This window comes from Natrinema amylolyticum, from assembly GCF_020515625.1.
GTDB lineage: Archaea > Halobacteriota > Halobacteria > Halobacteriales > Natrialbaceae > Natrinema > Natrinema amylolyticum.
Window position 1 is genome coordinate 123,870 of record NZ_JAIWPJ010000007.1, and the last position, 16,264, is coordinate 140,133.

The 16,264-nt window shown below is 58.3% G+C and carries 16 protein-coding genes and 2 pseudogenes; 13 read left to right on the forward strand and 5 right to left on the reverse strand.

Going from position 1 to position 16,264, the window contains the following annotated elements; genetic code table 11:
• The first annotated feature begins 1,794 nt into the window (after nucleotides 1-1,794).
• The 6 genes and pseudogenes from LDH66_RS22255 (at nucleotide 1,795) to LDH66_RS22280 (ending at nucleotide 6,707) form a co-directional block, all read left to right on the forward strand.
• Nucleotides 1,795-1,950, forward strand: coding sequence for a rubrerythrin-like domain-containing protein (locus tag LDH66_RS22255; protein WP_226483286.1), 156 nt, complete (start codon nucleotides 1,795-1,797; stop codon nucleotides 1,948-1,950).
• Nucleotides 1,951-2,437: 487 nt separating this feature from the next.
• Complete coding sequence (locus LDH66_RS22260) at nucleotides 2,438-3,220, forward strand: formate/nitrite transporter family protein (RefSeq protein WP_425492996.1); 783 nt, start codon at nucleotides 2,438-2,440, stop codon at nucleotides 3,218-3,220.
• A gap of 856 nt (nucleotides 3,221-4,076) precedes the next feature.
• A complete protein-coding gene (locus LDH66_RS22265; RefSeq protein WP_226483261.1) occupies nucleotides 4,077-4,292 on the forward strand; it encodes a MarR family transcriptional regulator in 216 nt (71 codons plus the stop codon).
• A 75-nt stretch (nucleotides 4,293-4,367) separates the two neighbouring features.
• Nucleotides 4,368-5,167, forward strand: a pseudogene (gene fabG, locus LDH66_RS22270) (3-oxoacyl-ACP reductase FabG).
• Nucleotides 5,167-6,351 (forward strand): thiolase family protein, encoded by a 1,185-nt coding sequence (locus LDH66_RS22275; protein WP_226483262.1) that lies wholly within the window; start codon nucleotides 5,167-5,169, stop codon nucleotides 6,349-6,351. Before fabG ends, LDH66_RS22275 begins: the two are co-directional and overlap by 1 nt.
• A complete protein-coding gene (locus tag LDH66_RS22280; protein WP_226483263.1) occupies nucleotides 6,348-6,707 on the forward strand; it encodes an OB-fold domain-containing protein in 360 nt (119 codons plus the stop codon). Before LDH66_RS22275 ends, LDH66_RS22280 begins: the two co-directional genes overlap by 4 nt.
• Before the next feature lie 479 nt (nucleotides 6,708-7,186).
• Here LDH66_RS22280 and LDH66_RS22285 read toward each other — a convergent pair whose 3' ends face one another.
• Complete coding sequence (locus LDH66_RS22285) at nucleotides 7,187-8,218, reverse strand: DUF4129 domain-containing protein (RefSeq protein WP_226483264.1); 1,032 nt, start codon at nucleotides 8,216-8,218, stop codon at nucleotides 7,187-7,189.
• 195 nt (nucleotides 8,219-8,413) lie between these two features.
• Here LDH66_RS22285 and LDH66_RS22290 point away from each other — a divergent pair, with 195 nt between their 5' ends.
• The 4 genes from LDH66_RS22290 to LDH66_RS22305 all read left to right on the forward strand — a co-directional run bounded on the left by LDH66_RS22290 (nucleotide 8,414) and on the right by LDH66_RS22305 (nucleotide 11,191).
• The gene (locus tag LDH66_RS22290) at nucleotides 8,414-8,806 is read left to right on the forward strand and encodes a hypothetical protein (RefSeq protein ID WP_226483265.1); all 393 of its coding nucleotides are present in this window, start codon (nucleotides 8,414-8,416) and stop codon (nucleotides 8,804-8,806) included.
• A complete protein-coding gene (locus LDH66_RS22295) occupies nucleotides 8,793-9,029 on the forward strand; it encodes a HalOD1 output domain-containing protein (protein WP_226483266.1) in 237 nt (78 codons plus the stop codon). Before LDH66_RS22290 ends, LDH66_RS22295 begins: the two co-directional genes overlap by 14 nt.
• A 975-nt stretch (nucleotides 9,030-10,004) precedes the next feature.
• Entirely contained in the window at nucleotides 10,005-10,178 is a 174-nt protein-coding gene (locus tag LDH66_RS22300; protein WP_226483267.1) for a hypothetical protein, read from the forward strand.
• A 602-nt stretch (nucleotides 10,179-10,780) separates the two neighbouring features.
• A complete protein-coding gene (locus LDH66_RS22305; RefSeq protein WP_226483268.1) occupies nucleotides 10,781-11,191 on the forward strand; it encodes a helix-turn-helix transcriptional regulator in 411 nt (136 codons plus the stop codon).
• A gap of 310 nt (nucleotides 11,192-11,501) precedes the next feature.
• Here LDH66_RS22305 and LDH66_RS22310 read toward each other — a convergent pair whose 3' ends face one another.
• The gene (locus tag LDH66_RS22310) at nucleotides 11,502-11,645 is read right to left on the reverse strand and encodes a DUF7563 family protein (RefSeq protein ID WP_226483269.1); all 144 of its coding nucleotides are present in this window, start codon (nucleotides 11,643-11,645) and stop codon (nucleotides 11,502-11,504) included.
• A 932-nt stretch (nucleotides 11,646-12,577) separates the two neighbouring features.
• Between LDH66_RS22310 and LDH66_RS22315 the strand changes: the two genes are divergently transcribed.
• Nucleotides 12,578-13,279, forward strand: coding sequence for a bacterio-opsin activator domain-containing protein (locus LDH66_RS22315; protein ID WP_226483270.1), 702 nt, complete (start codon nucleotides 12,578-12,580; stop codon nucleotides 13,277-13,279).
• A 69-nt stretch (nucleotides 13,280-13,348) separates the two neighbouring features.
• Here LDH66_RS22315 and LDH66_RS22320 read toward each other — a convergent pair whose 3' ends face one another.
• On the reverse strand, nucleotides 13,349-13,741 hold the full coding sequence (locus LDH66_RS22320) for a DUF7344 domain-containing protein (RefSeq protein ID WP_226483271.1): 393 nt from the start codon (nucleotides 13,739-13,741) through the stop codon (nucleotides 13,349-13,351).
• 495 nt (nucleotides 13,742-14,236) lie between these two features.
• Here LDH66_RS22320 and LDH66_RS22325 point away from each other — a divergent pair, with 495 nt between their 5' ends.
• Together LDH66_RS22325 and LDH66_RS22330 are read left to right on the forward strand one after the other, a co-directional pair.
• Complete coding sequence (locus LDH66_RS22325; RefSeq protein ID WP_226483272.1) at nucleotides 14,237-15,046, forward strand: hypothetical protein; 810 nt, start codon at nucleotides 14,237-14,239, stop codon at nucleotides 15,044-15,046.
• A 21-nt stretch (nucleotides 15,047-15,067) separates the two neighbouring features.
• Nucleotides 15,068-15,568, forward strand: coding sequence for a transposase (locus tag LDH66_RS22330; protein WP_226483273.1), 501 nt, complete (start codon nucleotides 15,068-15,070; stop codon nucleotides 15,566-15,568).
• A 163-nt stretch (nucleotides 15,569-15,731) separates the two neighbouring features.
• Here the strand turns inward: LDH66_RS22330 and LDH66_RS22335 are convergent, their stop codons facing one another.
• Together LDH66_RS22335 and LDH66_RS22340 are read right to left on the reverse strand one after the other, a co-directional pair.
• Nucleotides 15,732-16,040 carry a thiamine-binding protein gene (locus LDH66_RS22335; RefSeq protein ID WP_226483274.1) on the reverse strand — a complete coding sequence of 103 codons (309 nt, stop codon included), beginning with the start codon at nucleotides 16,038-16,040 and terminating at the stop codon, nucleotides 15,732-15,734.
• A 105-nt stretch (nucleotides 16,041-16,145) separates the two neighbouring features.
• A pseudogene (locus LDH66_RS22340) lies at nucleotides 16,146-16,264 on the reverse strand (IS6 family transposase); the annotation flags it as partial.

Genomic DNA, 16,264 nt, shown 5'->3' on the forward strand with positions numbered 1-16,264 from the left:
CGATGGGCGGACAATGCGCTTGAACCCGAGCACGGCGGCCTCGAGCGTGACGTGAGCGAGAACGTCCGCGACCCAGTCGACCGGCCGGAGACCATCCGAGAGCAGGGAGACGGATCGCTGTTCGCGTGACCAGACTCCGTGTTTCATGTGTCTCAACCGACTGGCGACCACCGATCACACCGACAACTGACCCGTCCGACGGATGCGTGCCGGACGAGCACTGGAGTCGACTCCCGACCCGCAGCAGCCGACGCGGTGTCCGCTCTCGCACCTCCGACGTCCACGTCTGTCCAGTCGTGACGGCCACTGAGGCGGTCGAGTGCCGCCAGACACAGCAGAAAACCGGTCCCTCTCACTGATCAGACAACGAAACACTGCGATTTCGGTGAGCGAAGATTTATGCCCCGTGGTATCATACAGCATAGTAGCGGGCGAAGCCACGAGGATTCACCGGACGATTCGATTCGAATGTCCAGAGAGGACAGGAAGAGTCGAGTTAGAGGTACAACCAAAGCCCCCGTAACAGGGAACAAGGTGAACGCCTCGAAGGAGACTAACGCGGCCCATAACTCGTCCACCATGGTGGTCGAGTGAGAAGGCTCAGTAACGGATCCCGCGTAAGTGAGGTTCGTGAACTGCGAATACCCAGGGCCGAAGGGCCGGAGAAACGCGCTCCCGTTCGGATTCAAATCGTGGTCTTCGTCCACGTGGTTTCTCACTGCCGACGCTCATCGGTATCGCATCGTGCTGACGGACGAGACAGCCCAGCAAGCATTGATGGTCGGGTACTCCTCCTTCCACGGTTTCTTCTGAAGAAGTAGCACGGTTTTCCCGGAGACGGTGCAATCTCTCGGGTGTGAGTGACGAGCCGGGAGGCCGTCACCGATTGGATACGCTTCGCCGTGGTGCCGACGCGGGAACCTACCACCGCTGATTCGCCGTAATCAGCGGGTGTGGATAGTGGTATCGTCTGACATAGGTTTTTATATACCGCTGTTAAATCGTGCTCTCGTCACCATGCACTCCTGCGATTATTGCGGTGAACCCGTATCGCTCGTCGAAACACCTGCTGCACACCCAGGTATTGACTCGGACGAACTCCCCGAGATCATCTACGAATGCCAGATAGGGCATCTGTGGACGCCGTCCCGACGCAAGGTGGGATAACTCCGAGTCCCAGACCGGGAGCGGAGTAACGGCGGTGTCGCCCCGCCAGTAGCCCTGTCATGCCGACTGGGTCGCAAACCAGCAACCTATCCCACCCTGCGGGATGGGAAGCCCCGGCGTCGTCGGGCTCCGCCCGACTGCGTGAGAGCACCGCTCCCGCTCCGTTTCCGTTGGGGAGGAGGTCACCACCAACGAGTGATTCCTCGAAAGGAGACCTGCCTGTGGGAGCTACGGCGTTGAACGGGTACCCCGTATTGGGCGTGGAAGCTCATACAGATGGGTGTGGACCAATCTGAGGAGCGGTTCGATTTGGACCCACTCTGGACCGTTGGGTATCGTGTGCTCGCCACTATCGCACCGTACGTACCCCTTCGCCTCGAGTTTCGGAAGATGCTTCTGATACAGCGCAGCCAGCGTGTTCTCTTCCTCGAACGCAAGACCTGAGACCCGGTGAAGTGGCAGTTCACTGCCACCTTGGTTCTGTTCATAGAGACTGAAAAGTAGCCGACGCCGAATGGGGTGACTCAACGTATCCAGTAACTCATCAGCGGCGCCGTTCTGAGAGTGGCCAAGCATGTGTTAGGAATTCTACCAAAACCTCATAAACCTTCTTGCCGTTGCCTGGGGATTAATCGTGATCAAGACGTTGAAGACGATACTTCAGAAATGACATCCGAGTATGAGTGCCTTCAGTATGGGAGGATAGTCAAGGCCGAGACGAACCCTGGCGAGTGTGAGAAGTGTGGCGGCGACTTCCAGAATCGAGCAAAATCGGTTGAATAGTATTCTATCGGTTTCCTACACTGTCTAATAGCTGTCCCTGTCGAAACTGCAGTGAATTGTAATTTAGCACTCTCCAACGATACGTCTGGCAGCTAAATCGTACGTGAACGGCCATAGAAGTTCCGACACCACAACAACTGCTGTCTCTACCCGCCACTTGAAAGATGACGCAGTGGAGGACCGCAAGTACCAGCTGCTCCTCGAGGCCTGCCACGACCTCGATGAGCACCGATCATTCGGGGGTTTTGCGGTTCGTCTCCGCGCCTCTCACTGAGTGATTCACATATCTCGAGTGCGATCTCGCGGTCGGGTCGACGGGTCGAGAGAAGGGGTGAATGTGAAGGCAACAGGATCTCCCGGATGAGCGGTCAGTATTTACACATGACCTGTGTCTGGGGCGACCGAGTGAGAACGATGCACGATCGGGGGAACGTCCGTGAGCGAGAGTGAACCGGGGCCGGACAAGGACCCGTCCGCTGACGGATCGATCGTCACCGAACAGACCCCGACGCCGGCGATCCTCAGATCGCTCATCGAGAGTGGAGAACACGAGATACGCCGCGAAACAACAGGGCTCGCGCTGTCAGGATTCTCGGCCGGTCTCGACATCGGGTTCGGACCATTGTTGATGGCGGTGATGTTGACGCTCTCGCAGGGAGGGTACGGTGATCTCGGAACGGAGTTACTACTGGCGAGCGCGTACTCCATTGGCTTCATCTTCGTCATCCTCGGACGATCGGAACTGTTCACTGAACACACGACCATCGCGGTGATGCCGGTGCTCGCCGGTCGAGCAACGACCCGTGAACTGGCTCACCTCTGGGGAGTAATCTACGTCAGCAACGTCGTCGGGGGTGCGCTGTTCACGCTGCTTGTCGTTACATTGATGCCGAATCTCGGTGTCGCCTCACCAGAAGCATTCGAATCGATCGCGCACAAGCTCGTCAATCACGATCTCGAATGGCTGTTCGTCGCCGGCATCTTCGCGGGCTGGCTGATGGGGCTGGTGGCCTGGCTGGTGACGGCCGCACAGGGAACGGTAGGCCGCGTCCTATTTGTGTGGCTCGTCACCGCGTCGATCGGCATCCTCCACCTCCCCCACTCCATCGCGGGGAATGTGGAGGTACTGTTTGGTCTATTTCTCTCACCGACGGTCACGCTCGTGGATTACATCGCGTTTCTCGTCCTCTCGACGCTTGGGAACGCGATCGGCGGTGTCGTGTTCGTCGGGCTGTTGAAGTACGGTCACGTCGTCCGCGGCGGAGGCTGAGAGGTGCCTGCTGTCGCTCGTCGGACTAATCGTTTGAAGTGGATATGTGCATTAGATCTGCGTTTAGTCAGAATTCGGTGTGATCGCGTCGGACATCGGGCGGCGGATAGGTGTGTCGGATCATCGTATTAAGTTCGGCGTGTCTATCTGTCGGTTAACTAGTGTACTTTGTTACAGGGCGACTTCTCGAGAAGCATCTGTTAACGACTTGGCCTGTACTGACCGTTGCTCCCCCCTGGAACAAAAGCAATTGTGTTATGACTATCTCTCCTCTGTATCACTCAAACAGGAGTCCGTCCCAAATCCGAGTGATTGTTATTATTCTCTTTAGCAGCTACTGGTGTTCTCCCGACTCTTTAAAACACAATTTCCATCGGTCCAGAGTGGTTGTTTGAGTTCCGTCGTCAATTCTTATCGGGACATCTGTCGCCACGATCTCGACGTGTGACGCATACACGAAGAGACCACATTTCGTCTTTCGTGGATCAGTCTGTTGACGGGGCTTATGTACCGGCACCGTCTTAGTGATCTCACAGTAATCATGGGTGTCCAAACTATGTTGGTGGTGCGGATTTATCTTTTGAGCACATAGGAGGGGATGCAGTCGATCCAGGTCGTGTGGTTGGATCGCCACACACGGTTGGCCGTCGAACAACGGCCACTCGTGGACATCATTCCGGTGGATCAGTGATCTCTGCTCATCACCGGGTATCGGCTGGGTCAGCGTTCATTCCCGTGGGCCCCCTGGGTCAATTCCTCCTATTATCGAAGACCAATATATCACGGTCCCTCACGGCTCTTGTTCACACACATCTACCAATCTTTATATTTCCTGTCGTTGCCGGCTTCGATGGATATGATGTCCACGAGTAAACACCAAGTAACGGTGCCAGACGGGCTTACCTCACCACAGGCCAAACTCATCTACCTGGCCCTTCAGGCTCAGGAGGAAGCCACAGTAACCGACCTTCAGCAGATGCTGAGAATGCCGAAACTCACACTTCTGCCAATTCTTACGTCGCTTGTCGAAAACGAGCTTATCCAGCGCACAGAGGCTGGCTATGCCAGCTAGGACGTCCGGGACGATGCCGGCAAGCGGTAGTGGTCCCCACAATACCCGGCAGACGGTCCTGTTGGAAGGAGAGCAATGACAGTAGAACTCATCGAGTCTCAGGACGCGTTGGAGCTCCCGTCCCAGCAACCGCTTGCCGGTCGAACCTGTCTGGTCACTGGCGGGTCACGCGGGATCGGACGCGGCATCGCCCACGAGCTGGGACGGCACGGCGCGACCGTCGTCATTAACTACCGCTCGTCAGAGGACGCTGCCCACGACGTTGCCGACACGATTACTGACGCCGACACCGACGGAACGGGCCATCCAGTTCAAGCTGATGTCACCGCCCGAGACGAGATCGAAGCGATCACGAGATGATTCAAGAGACGGTCGGCCCGATCGACGTCCTCGTCAATAACGCCGGGATCACCACTGACCGGACGTTCGCCGACATGACGGCCGAGGACTGGCACCAAGTGATCGACGTCTCGCTTAACGGGACGTTCAACTGTACGCGGGCATTCTACGACGATCTCGAGCAGGCCGACAACGGGCGGATCATCACGATCTCGAGCGTGATCGGCAAGCAGGGCAACGTCGGCCAGGCGAATTACGCAGCGGCGAAAAGCGGCTTGTTCGGCTTCACCCGTTCGCTCGCACTCGAACTGGCGGACGCGGGCACAACAGCCAACTGCATCGCACCCGGCTTCACCCGCACCGAGATGGTCGAATCCATTCCCGACCACATCCAGGACGACCTCCGTGCGGAGATCCCCCTCGAGCGGTTCGCCAGCGTGGACGAGATCGCCGGACTCGTCCGCTATCTTGCCAGCGAGGAGGCGAGCTACATAACCGGTGAAGTGATTGACGTCAATGGAGGGATCGACCTGTGATGGCTCCCACCCAAGCTACGGACGGACAGAGCGAGCGGGTGGCAGTGATCGGTGCCTCGATGACCCAGTTCGGGCAACGCGAGGAATGGATCCTGGACCTGCTGGCGGAGGCCGGGAGCGAGTGTCTCGACGACGCGGGTGTCGACGCAGCCGAGATTGACCACCTGTACGTCTCGAACATGACCAGCGGCGAGTTCGAAGGGATGACGGGTGTGATGAACGCGCTGGTTCACGATCTCAACGCAATGCCGGCGTACACCCAACGGGTCGACCAGACGAGTTCGAGCGGTGGGGCCGGCATCTACGCCGCCTGGCAGTCGATCATGAGCGGCGCCAGCGAGATGACGCTGCTCGTTGGCGGCGAGAAGATGACCCACAAGACGACCGGTGAATCGACCGATATCATCGCCTCGATCGGCCACCCCGTCGAATACAAACACGGCGTGACGCTGCCGTCCTTCGCGGGACTGACCGCGCGCCACTACCTCGAGCGGTTCGACGTGCCCCGTGCGAGCCTCGCGAAAGTGGCGGTCAAGAATCACAAAAACGGCGTCGATAATCCGAACGCGCAGTTCCAGAGAGAGGTCGATCTCGAGACGGTGGTGGAGTCACCGATCATCGCCGACCCGCTGCGGTTGTACGACTTCTGTCCGGTTACGGACGGCTCGGCCGCATTGCTGTTCTGTCCGGAATCGGTCGCCCAAGAGTATACCGACGACTACGCCGTGATCGCTGGTGTCGCTGGAGCAACGGATACGCACGTCGTCCACGAGCGCGAGGATCCGACCGTGATGGGCGGTGTCGTCGAGAGCGGAAAAGAGGCCTACGAGATGAGCGGCTACGAGCCTGACGACATCGACGTCGCTGAACTCCACGACATGTTCACGATCCTTGAGTTTCTCCAGATGGAAGGGCTGGACTTCGCCGAACAGGGCGAGGCCTGGCAGCTCGTCGAAGAGGGGTACACCGAGAAGGACGGCGACCTGCCGGTCAACACGTCCGGCGGGCTGAAGTCAAAGGGCCACCCGCTGGGCGCGAGCGGCGTCGCCCAGGCCGTCGAAATCTATGAACAGCTCGTTGGCGAGGCCGGTCCACGACAGGTTGAGGCCGACGTCGGTCTCTGCTGTAACGTCGGCGGTTTCGGCAACTGTGTGATCACCACCATCATGGAGGCAGCAGAATGACAATGGAAGCAACGCGCTATGCGGACGGTTCGATCAGCTATCCTGGCCATCCGCGCGGCCCCGACGGCGCGGAACCGGTGGAGACGATCGATCTCAGCGAATACACCGCCGAGGTCGTGACGTGGACGACCTCGACAGCAACGCCGCCCGGCGTCCGTGAGCCGAATACGCTTGCGATCGTCGAATTCGACGTCGACGGCGAGGCGGTTCGGGCGATCGGACAGGTGACGACTGACGATGTCGAGACCGGTGACAAGGTCCGAGCGGTCTCCGTCGAGGAACTGCGCGAGCCGGGTGCCGGGATTCGGGACCCAGAGAGTCAGGCCTGGAATGGCTATCGATTCGAGCCTGTGTGAACTGGAATGGCTGATGCCATCAATGACTAGTGAACTACGCGACCTGCCAGCGATCGACCGTATCGGCTACGACGGTATCGAGGACCGAACGATAGTCAGGTGTTGGTTCTGAAACGGGGCAAAGCTGCGGTACCGCGAGCGTGAAGACGGAACTGTCCGCGAGGATCTGGTTCCCCCAGGTCCCAGATCGTGTGGAAAACAGTCGACGTTATCGCAAACGACAATCGGAAGGGGCTAGCTGCATGCGCATGTCTCGTCGAAGCGCTCGCCGAGTATAACTGGTATGGTATATCCGTAGTAAATAGCTAATGGTTGTGAACCACCAGCCAGTTGTCGGCTCGCAGCGGCCGGTTCGCTCGTCCAACTACGCTAATTTTCCAATGAATAGGTTCCATCGACTCGTGAACGGCAGTGCACACCCGATCGCCCGCCGGCCTAGCGGCGGTAGGGACTGGCAAACCGTCCACTAGTATCCACTACTAGTCGTCCGCCGACGCAGGCGTCGAACCGACATCCGTCGTCTCGTAGAGCTGCTCGGCGTGCTCGAGGACCGCCTCGGCCTCGCTCTCGGAGACACCAGCCGGATCGAACCGTGCCCGTTCGTACCCCTCCGTTACCGTCTGCAACGCCTCGTCGACATCGTCGTCCGTCTGTGCCAGACATCGGTGATGGAACTCCCAGTGGGTGAGTGCGCTGCTCGCGTCGATCCGCGCCGCGAGGCGCTCTCGCAGGGCAGCGTAGCAGGCGGTGATCGCGGCGTTCGGACGGCCACTCACAAGGCGGTCGGTTGCCGGCTCGAGGAGCGGGGGCGGCGCCGGCTCGGGCGACGGCCGAGGCTCAGCTGCGGGAACGGCCGACTCGGCCGGCCGTGTCGGTGGTGGCGGCGCCGACGACCGCCGGATCAGATACGCGACGCCGACGAGGGCCCCGACGGCCACCGCTGCGAGGCAGATCCAGGCCCACGATGGCGCCGCGGTCTCGGAGCCGGCCGGGAACTCGACCGTCGTCGCCGCCCGTGTCGCTCCGAGGTTCGAGCCCGTGCCGTCGTAGATGGCGGTCACGGGGACCGTCCCGTCGGCGATCGATTCCGACACGATCACCGAGGTGTCGAACGAGCCGGTCTCGTCCGTCGTGGTCGTTGCAATCGGCGAGCCGTCGGCGCGAAGCTGGATCGATTCGTTCGCGACGGCATCGCCGTTCGCCTCGAGGACGCCGTCGACGGTGAGTTGCCGCTCGCCGGTCCGAGTGGCCGTCAGGGCAAGTTCGGGGTCGACTTCCACCACGGTGACGGTCGTGGCCGCGCTGACGCCCGCGAGCACTCGCTCCTCAAACGGGAGCCGGACCCGAAGCGTCCGCTCGCCGGCGGGAACGGAGGCGGGAATCGTGACGCACGTTGCGAGCGTGCCGGTGCTCGGTTCGGCCTGCCCCAGTCGCTGCCCGCCGAGTAACACGACGAGTGGGACGTCGTCGATCGGCGTTCCGTTCGCAGTGAGGTCGGCGCGCACGGTCACGGGCTCGCCGTATGCGACGGTGTCGGCGTATCTCTAACCTTATGCCCTCCAAGTCAGCTAAATAGGGCACTTTGTGTGATCAGATTACGAATGGCGACAGTGCTAGTGGTCGGTTGGAGTAGACTCTCCGTTTAGAGCTAATCATGGTATGTCTAAACATGCCATCTATAAACGCCTGTAAACTCTAGTGGGGTTATGGACACTGACTGGACCGGAGGGAACGAATCGGCTATTGACCGATGGAATCAGCTCCATGAGGCACTTGCTGACGAATCACGGCGCATGGTGATCTATTCGTTACTGGATGTTCCGAAGGAACGGCGACTTCCATTGCCCGAAGCCGCACAATCACCGAATGTATCAACAGATCCAGAAACATTACAGCTACAACTAGAACATCATCACCTTCCAAAGTTAGCTGATGCGGGGTACATTCGATGGGAGCACGATCCGTTTTGCGTCCAGCGTGGTCCCTGTTACGAGGAAGTCGAAATCGTTTTTGAACAGATGATTGAATCACTCGATCAGTTCCCGGAGACACTAATTGGTGGTTGTGAAATTTTCGAGGAGTTGCATGAAGCTGGATAGTGTCGAGTTCACTACGAGGGTGATTGAATGCTTGGCTGATGCCGATGGGTTGGAACCAACCGAGTTAGACTATAATCTTCATGACTACATCGACCCTGATGTTTTGAGAAAATTGGGAGAGATGGAAAGAGGAACATGGGAAATAACGTTTCAAGTGTCTGATCACCAAGTGACGATCAATCAAGACGGAGGGATAATTATCGATGGGGCAAAATATAATTGAGATTGGTTATTATCATTAGAGCATGACTTTGTAGTCACGCCCAGAAGGTGGCCATCGGAATCCGCTTGCGAGCGGTAACTGCCACCAATCGCTCGCCGAGCAACCGAGCGCGACCGCACGGCGGCGAACCCGTGCACCGCGATTGACACCCTCGAGACCGTGGTGCGACAGGTTCACCACCGTGGGAGAGATAAGCAATGGTGGGCAGAACATCGATATTGAGCCGGAGTACGCCGCAAATCCGCTTCCGGATTCCGTCTCCATCCACGAACCTGCGCCGGTTGCTCGACAATGGACGAGCCAACTGGCGAGGGATCCGAGATCGGCTTGAAAAAGGAATCTAATGGGTCTGTCTGTAGTGTACTGACGCCGACAGAGCAACACTAGGGAGGCAACTGGTCGACCGACCGCAGGACGACCGACGCGACTGCGGGCGAGCGGACGATCGCGGTGACGGCGACCAGCGCCTATCGTGCTCGCGAGCGAACCGACGCCGGTCGAGCGCCACTGGGCGACGAGCGAGACGGCGGACCGCCCGCCGCTGGCGAATACCAGACGCAGCCGTCGCACCGCACTCGAGCGACAGGACCCGCCCCGGTCCGTGAGCGGCGCCGCAAGGGGCTGGCCCAGAGCGCTTGGACACCGCGGCACAGACGCCCCATCTGGCGATCGAATAGCCGCTAGCGTCCGCAGAGTGGCGGCGATCAGTGAGTGACGGCCGAGCGCCCTGACGCCGATCGACGTCTCGGTGGCGGCGAGCCCCATCACGGCCAGCCCCCCGAGACGCAGCAGGGGGCCCCGGCGCCGAGCCCACGTCGCCGGGCGCGTGCACGAGCCTGAACCGGCCGTGGCGCCAGCCATCGCGGCCGCTCTCGAGGGGCTCCTCGCCCTGTCGTTCGGGGGAGACGAGCGGCGTCGCCGCGATGACGAGACCCTGCTCGTAACCACGCCGGCGACTGGCTTCGGGCGACGACGTTGTACGACGGCGTCTCCGACGCCGACGTGACGGTTCTGGCAGTCGACACGCCGTCGAACGACGATGGACGCATCGACTGGGCCCGCGAGGCGGCCGCCGAGGCGACAGGCGAGACGCTCGCGGACAGCAGTGACCGGCACCTCGTCGTCGTGAAGAGCACCGCGGAGGAGTGAGCGCGTGCTCGAGCCGGTGACACCGCGAAGCCCGGTGAGCGCGGGCTGACGCCAGCGGGCCGCCGCGAGGGCAGCGCCGGCACCGACGTCCGTCACCCCGACACGCTCATTGGCGGCCCGAAGTCAGCGTGGGCGACTGACCGCCTCCAACCACGCTGCGAGCGCGCCTCGAGACCCGTCGCGCCGATGCGAGAGCGATTCCTGAACTCGAGTACCCCGCAAGCGCCGCGCTCGGCTGGGAACCGACCGACGAGAGCGACGGGGCGGTTCGCGACGCGGCGCGGGAGCGGTGCGCGGAACTCGCGGAGTAGCCCGCCACAGTCGAGTTGCGGACAACGACTCGCACATGTCCCCGATATATCCCAGTTCGATGCCGCCAGCACAGCCACCCCGACTTGTCTCATCACGGGCTGCTCTAGAATACACCGCTGGAGAGGATAATCACCTCTCTTGATGGTTTGATAGATATATATGGTACGTTATCATATAGGCAGGTCACGGAGAAGAGGGTGGTAGGAGACCCGTACTGAGAGCGCATCGGCATGTTCGCGGTGACACCACGGAATCCGACCGATAACGAAATCATATGGAGAACGCCTGGAATGACTGCCACAGATCCTATGTTGGAGACAGGTGGAGTGATCGACATCGTATCAGTTATCGCGTGGATTGCGGCCGAGCTTGTTGCGGTCCTCGGGCTTGGTGCGCTCACGGCTCTCGGCGTCCTTCTCGTGGTCTGGAATCAGGTCAAGCGGAGTGAGACAGATACTGTTGAATTATCACATAGTCAACCAGAGCTTGGCACTGATCGAGAGCGGGTTCACAGGCTGCTTCAGGAGAACGGGGGGCGGATGAAACAGTCCGAGATCGTTGACGCAGTCGACTGGTCGAAAGCCAAGGTCAGTCGTTTGTTGTCGACCTTGGAAGAAGACGGGGAGATCACGAAGGTCGCTGTGGGTCGGGAGAATCTCATCTTCCTTCCCGGTCACGAACCCACTGCAGCCACATCGTAGGACCGGGATTCGGGCGGGTCTTGCTTCTCACGGTGCACTATCTTGCTCGCGGCCTACTCGCTCGGTTCCCTAGGATTGCGTTTTCCGACCGCATCTGGACTGAGGTCCTCGAGGAGTTGTGTGGTCACGAATGAGTCACTGCTTGAGTGAGGTTGGTATTCGCCGGAGCAGAACTTGCATTGCGTCACGTCGTCCGGGAGACGGGAGAGTGGGTGTTCGGTAACCTCCCGAGCACGGGTAAGACCGTGGCAGTCGGGGGAGGTGTGGTAGTGGGTGCGTCTGGCAGCGACGTACACCGGTTCGTCGGTAGTCATGAGAGCCCACCCTGCTGATTCACTGCGCTCCCGTCTTGGAGTTCCCGGTAGGTCGTACAGGTGGGACAGCCGTGGACGTCACCATTGATACCAAACACCCGGATGAAATCCTGGGTAACGTACTCACCGCATTCAGGCATGCAGGAACCACACTCCGTTCACCGCGTCCCAGTTTCTCTGGGCAACTCGTTCATATTCGGTCATTTGTCGGCTGAAAGACTGAGAAGGATGAGGATCGAGTGCCATGATAGCTGTGCGTGACACGTGGACTGCTCTCATCCTCCTCGTCTCCCAGTCTCAGTATCGCTACATAATATTTCTGGATAATACTTGTGACCCCAGGCCCAGCTGTGCGGCTGGCGATCTCCTATCACTCACCGACAACTGCGGCAGTTACCCGGTAAGTTCCTTCCGAATCAATGCCGGCGTATCGAAGATGGCGATCGCAATCGTGGTGAGGCCGAACGCAAGTACGCCCGCTGCACCGAGGGGCTTGCAACAAGTTCCTCGAGGGCGGCGAACCAGGTGACGGGCTGAAAGTCGGCGCTATCGCGGGGGTCATTCTGCTCATTCCGATGGTGCTCGTGGAATGTTCTTCATGATGGTCTTCGTGGGCTTCGGAACTGGTGGTACTCCCCTCGCGTTCGGTATGATGGCGATCTTCATGCTGATGTTTGGTGCCCTGTATACCGTCGGTTTAAGCGTTGCCGGCGGTTACTCGTCCCGATCGCTTCTGCCTCCGTCACTGTCTAGTTCAGTGAATGATTCAGTTCCACATGAGCAGCCTCTCTTGCGACCAACTGGTCGGATCGTGCCATCTGTCAGCCGCTCCGATGTATAGATATTCCCGCAGTCATCACACTGGGCAAGGATCCGTATCCGTCCTGATTCACTCGCCATGCTCCCAGTAGGCGGAGTCACTCCTTTAATCATCATATTGATTACCGATATAGTAACCGACTGCTAAACATCCCTCCCTTTCACAGGGAGATTCCGCTGTTTGGAGATATCATGGTACTTGCTTACGAATGCCACGCCAACGCGTAACCTTGTCGATCCCAATTCTCTCCGTATGACCTCACCCGGAGAAGACGATTCCGAGAATACGGTTGTCGAGGTCGAATTCGAAGTTTCTGACCCTCGATATCCGTTAGTCGCACTTTCTGCAGAAACCGGGTGTACGGCAGAACTCATTCAGATACTGCCGCGAAGCAGTGGGGCCTATACCGTCTTTCATCGGATCAGCGGCGCACCGCCGGATCAGGTTCTTGACTTCACCCGTGCCTATGATGGCTTTGATGCACGAGTCGTGAGCGAAGGCGAGAAGAACGCGATTATCGAATTTCGGATCAGTGAGGGCGAAGAGTTTTTCACCATCAGTTTGACTGACGCTGGTGCGATCCCGACGCAATTAGAAAGTGATGACGGCGTCGCTCATATTGTCGCCGAGATCCCCGCGATCTATTCTGCATCGGAGGTGATTGACTGTTTCCAGGAAACATATCCCTCAATGGAAATTACCGCACGACGCCAGAAAGACTATCCTGTCCCCTTGTTCCAGCAGCAGGAGCTTCAGGAGACGCTTACTCGCCTCCTTACCGCGCGTCAACATGAGGTCCTGTTATTGGCCTATACGAACGGTTACTACGATTGGCCGCGCGGGAAGACCGGTGAAGAACTCGCGGACGAACTCGGGGTGACATATGCGACATTTGCAGAACACTTGCGGAAAGCCGAAGATATAGTATTTTCGCTGATATTTAGTGGACAGTGACTGAATTCATCCCCCTAATTGGCGTCTCACGGGTAGCGCACGGCAGATCGGCGACAGTAATCCAGCGTATTACTGCGAGCGGTCAAACGTACAGTGTTCTGCTTCCAGGAGATCAACGACTTCGTCACGGAAATTCCGCTCGAGGGCAGGGATGAGCTGCTCCGCAGTAGGCCCGAGTTCGATCATATCCTCCTGCTGCGCGTAGTCCACAACGTCGGCTTCAGCTAACGGTGGAAGATGGTCGTGATAGAGAGCGAGATAGATCTGCAGTCGTTCCTGGAGGTGTTCATCCGCTGGCTCGTTCAGTTTCCAGATCGTGATTTGATGGGCAACATCAGCCAACTGTACGGGATTAGCATACCGGTGCAGGTAGTACAGGAGATACCGCCGAGAGGGATGGGCCAGGAGTTCCTCGATATCGGTCTCAGAGAGGTCGGTCGAGATCGTCTGCGTCCCGCTCATCCGTTCGCTACTACCTCTTTTTGCCGTTCACCTGGTCTTGCTACTGCTCTCAGGGGGGTGATCAGCGTCTTCTGCCCGCCGATTATATTCGCCAGTGGTACCATCAGCCAATAATAGAAACTCATAGAAACCCCATAACAGTTTCCATCAGAGGGAAACTAGTCCAGAGTCGTATACAGACATCCCCTGACTGCCGTGACTTGAACTCAACGCCGCGAAGAACATCGGCTTACGGTGTCAGTGTCTTACCCGTTCTGTAGATGGTCCTGTGCGTCTCCACTTCTGCGTATAGCGTGTATTCGTCTGGCGTGGTATCGCAGACCGCTATTTCCCGTGTGTTCTACCGTCAACCGTGAGGATATTTGAATGTGAGCCGCTCTACAGTTGAGCGAGGCAGAGTGCCCCGGGTCACCTGACCCGGGGGTGAATGCCGACAAACCATCCTACAACTAACCTGCGTCGAAGGTTTACAAGCAATCATGATAACTTTAAGATATGAAGGATGGGCGGACTACTACCCTCGACTTCCAACTCGACATCACCGAGGGAAGGCCAGCCCTCCTGACAGCAGGAATGCGTGAAGCCCGTCGCGTCGTCAACGAAATCTTTCGCTTAGACAAGGAAGGCTGGGACTGGAACGACATTGAAGACACTGTAGTCGACCGCACAGACCATGTCAAAAACACCACCCAGCGCCTCCACGCTAAAGCCACCGAGGCACTCGAAGCGTACTACGACGACTACGAGTACGGGCGACCGCGCAACAACGTTCGCGAACCGTTTCCGATTCGGATGAATCATGGCGAGGGATACGACCTATCCCTCGACGAGGAAACGGGCGACATCCACTTCCGTATCACCGCACTCAAATACCAATACGTCCGAGGAACGCTCACCGGCAGCCCCGATCACTTGGAACGCCTACGCGCCGCACTCCGAGACGACTCGGGCGACTGGCGCGTGGGCACTGCGGAGGTTGTACTGGTGAACGGCCACCACGAACTTCACGTCAACGTCACCCGCATAGACGCTGACGTCCGCGAGAAAACCGACTCGAATACAGTTGTCGGCGTCGATATCAACGAGGACTGTATCGCACTCGCCACGATGACGCGCGACGGCGACACCCGCGACTCTGTGGTTATTGAGTACCCGGAGATTAAGAAAGTGCGTCACGAGTATTTCACCAAGCGCAAACGGATGCAGGTCGCCGGGCAAACCGCGTTCGAACAGGTCGTGCAAACAGAAGAACGCGACTTCGTCCACGACCAATTGCACAAAGTGTCGTGGGACGTGGTCGACTGAGTCTCGCAGTTCGACACGCCAGTGCTTGTTTTCGATGACCTCATGGACATGCGTGATGACATCGACTATGGAACGCGGATGAACTGGCGGTTGCACAGTCTGCCGTTCGCCAAGCTCCGCGATATGATAACGTACAAGGCAGCGTTGGAAGGCATCCCGTCAGATGACGTGGACCCGGAGTACACGAGCCAGCGGTGCCCGCGCACTGAGTGCTTGCACACGACTCGGGCGAACCGTGATAAGAAGCGGTTCAAGTGCGTGGAGTGTGGGTTTCAGGACCATGCAGACCGGAAGGTTGCGGTGTGCGTGTGTCAGGAGTGGTTTGACAAACACGATGAGAATGTGCCGTCTCTCGAAACCCTTCCATGCGTTCGGAAGGTGAGACGGGCGGCACCGGGGGCTGGTGGAGGCCCCGACTCCCACGGACTCGTTTTGAGCTCGGGTGTTATCGACGCGGGGTCGACGCGAGGCGCAAGCCAAGCGCGGGAGGAATTAAAGTCCGTTGCCTCTGTCGGAGAGTAAACACGGACGCCACGGGTCACTGACCTGTGGTACTTCACATAGTCACTGCATTGTCATCCTTGGCGGTGACGGCGATACTAGGTGAATCGCTACGCTGGTCGTGGCTGGATTTTTTGACGGAAAAATACGCTTTACGTGCTGTTCTCTCGTTGCTGGCGTCTCGCTACATGTTCTTCTCTGGATCACGGCCAAGCACATCCGCTACAGATTTGACACGATCGTCGGCCTGTTGATCACTTGCTTGATCGTCAACCTCCACAGACGTTATAATCCGGTTAGCATCAACTGCATTGTGTGCAGTCTGGATCGCTTCGAAGACTTCATCGACGTCATTGGCTTCAATGACCGTGTCTGTCGCGGTCATTTTGTATGAGATGTCGAAATCTTCGAGCGCATCAATGGCCTGTGCGATGTCTTCGGATAAGCTTCCGTCGTGAACTGGGATAACCTCGAATCTGGCTATGACTGTCATGTAGTTACCTCCGATCAGGATGGTGCAGTGGGATACCGAACCACATGCATGAGTGGGCTACGAGAACGAGGATTATAGCTGTTCGCAGTTGTCAGAAGGTCGTGTTTAGTTTGTAGCATTGTGCCAGACGGCGAAGGCTTGGAGCCACGATTCAGCTGTTGACGGTTGTGCGTGACTGAAACAGTTTGAGAACGAAGAAGTACGTCGTTTTATCTCACGGAAGA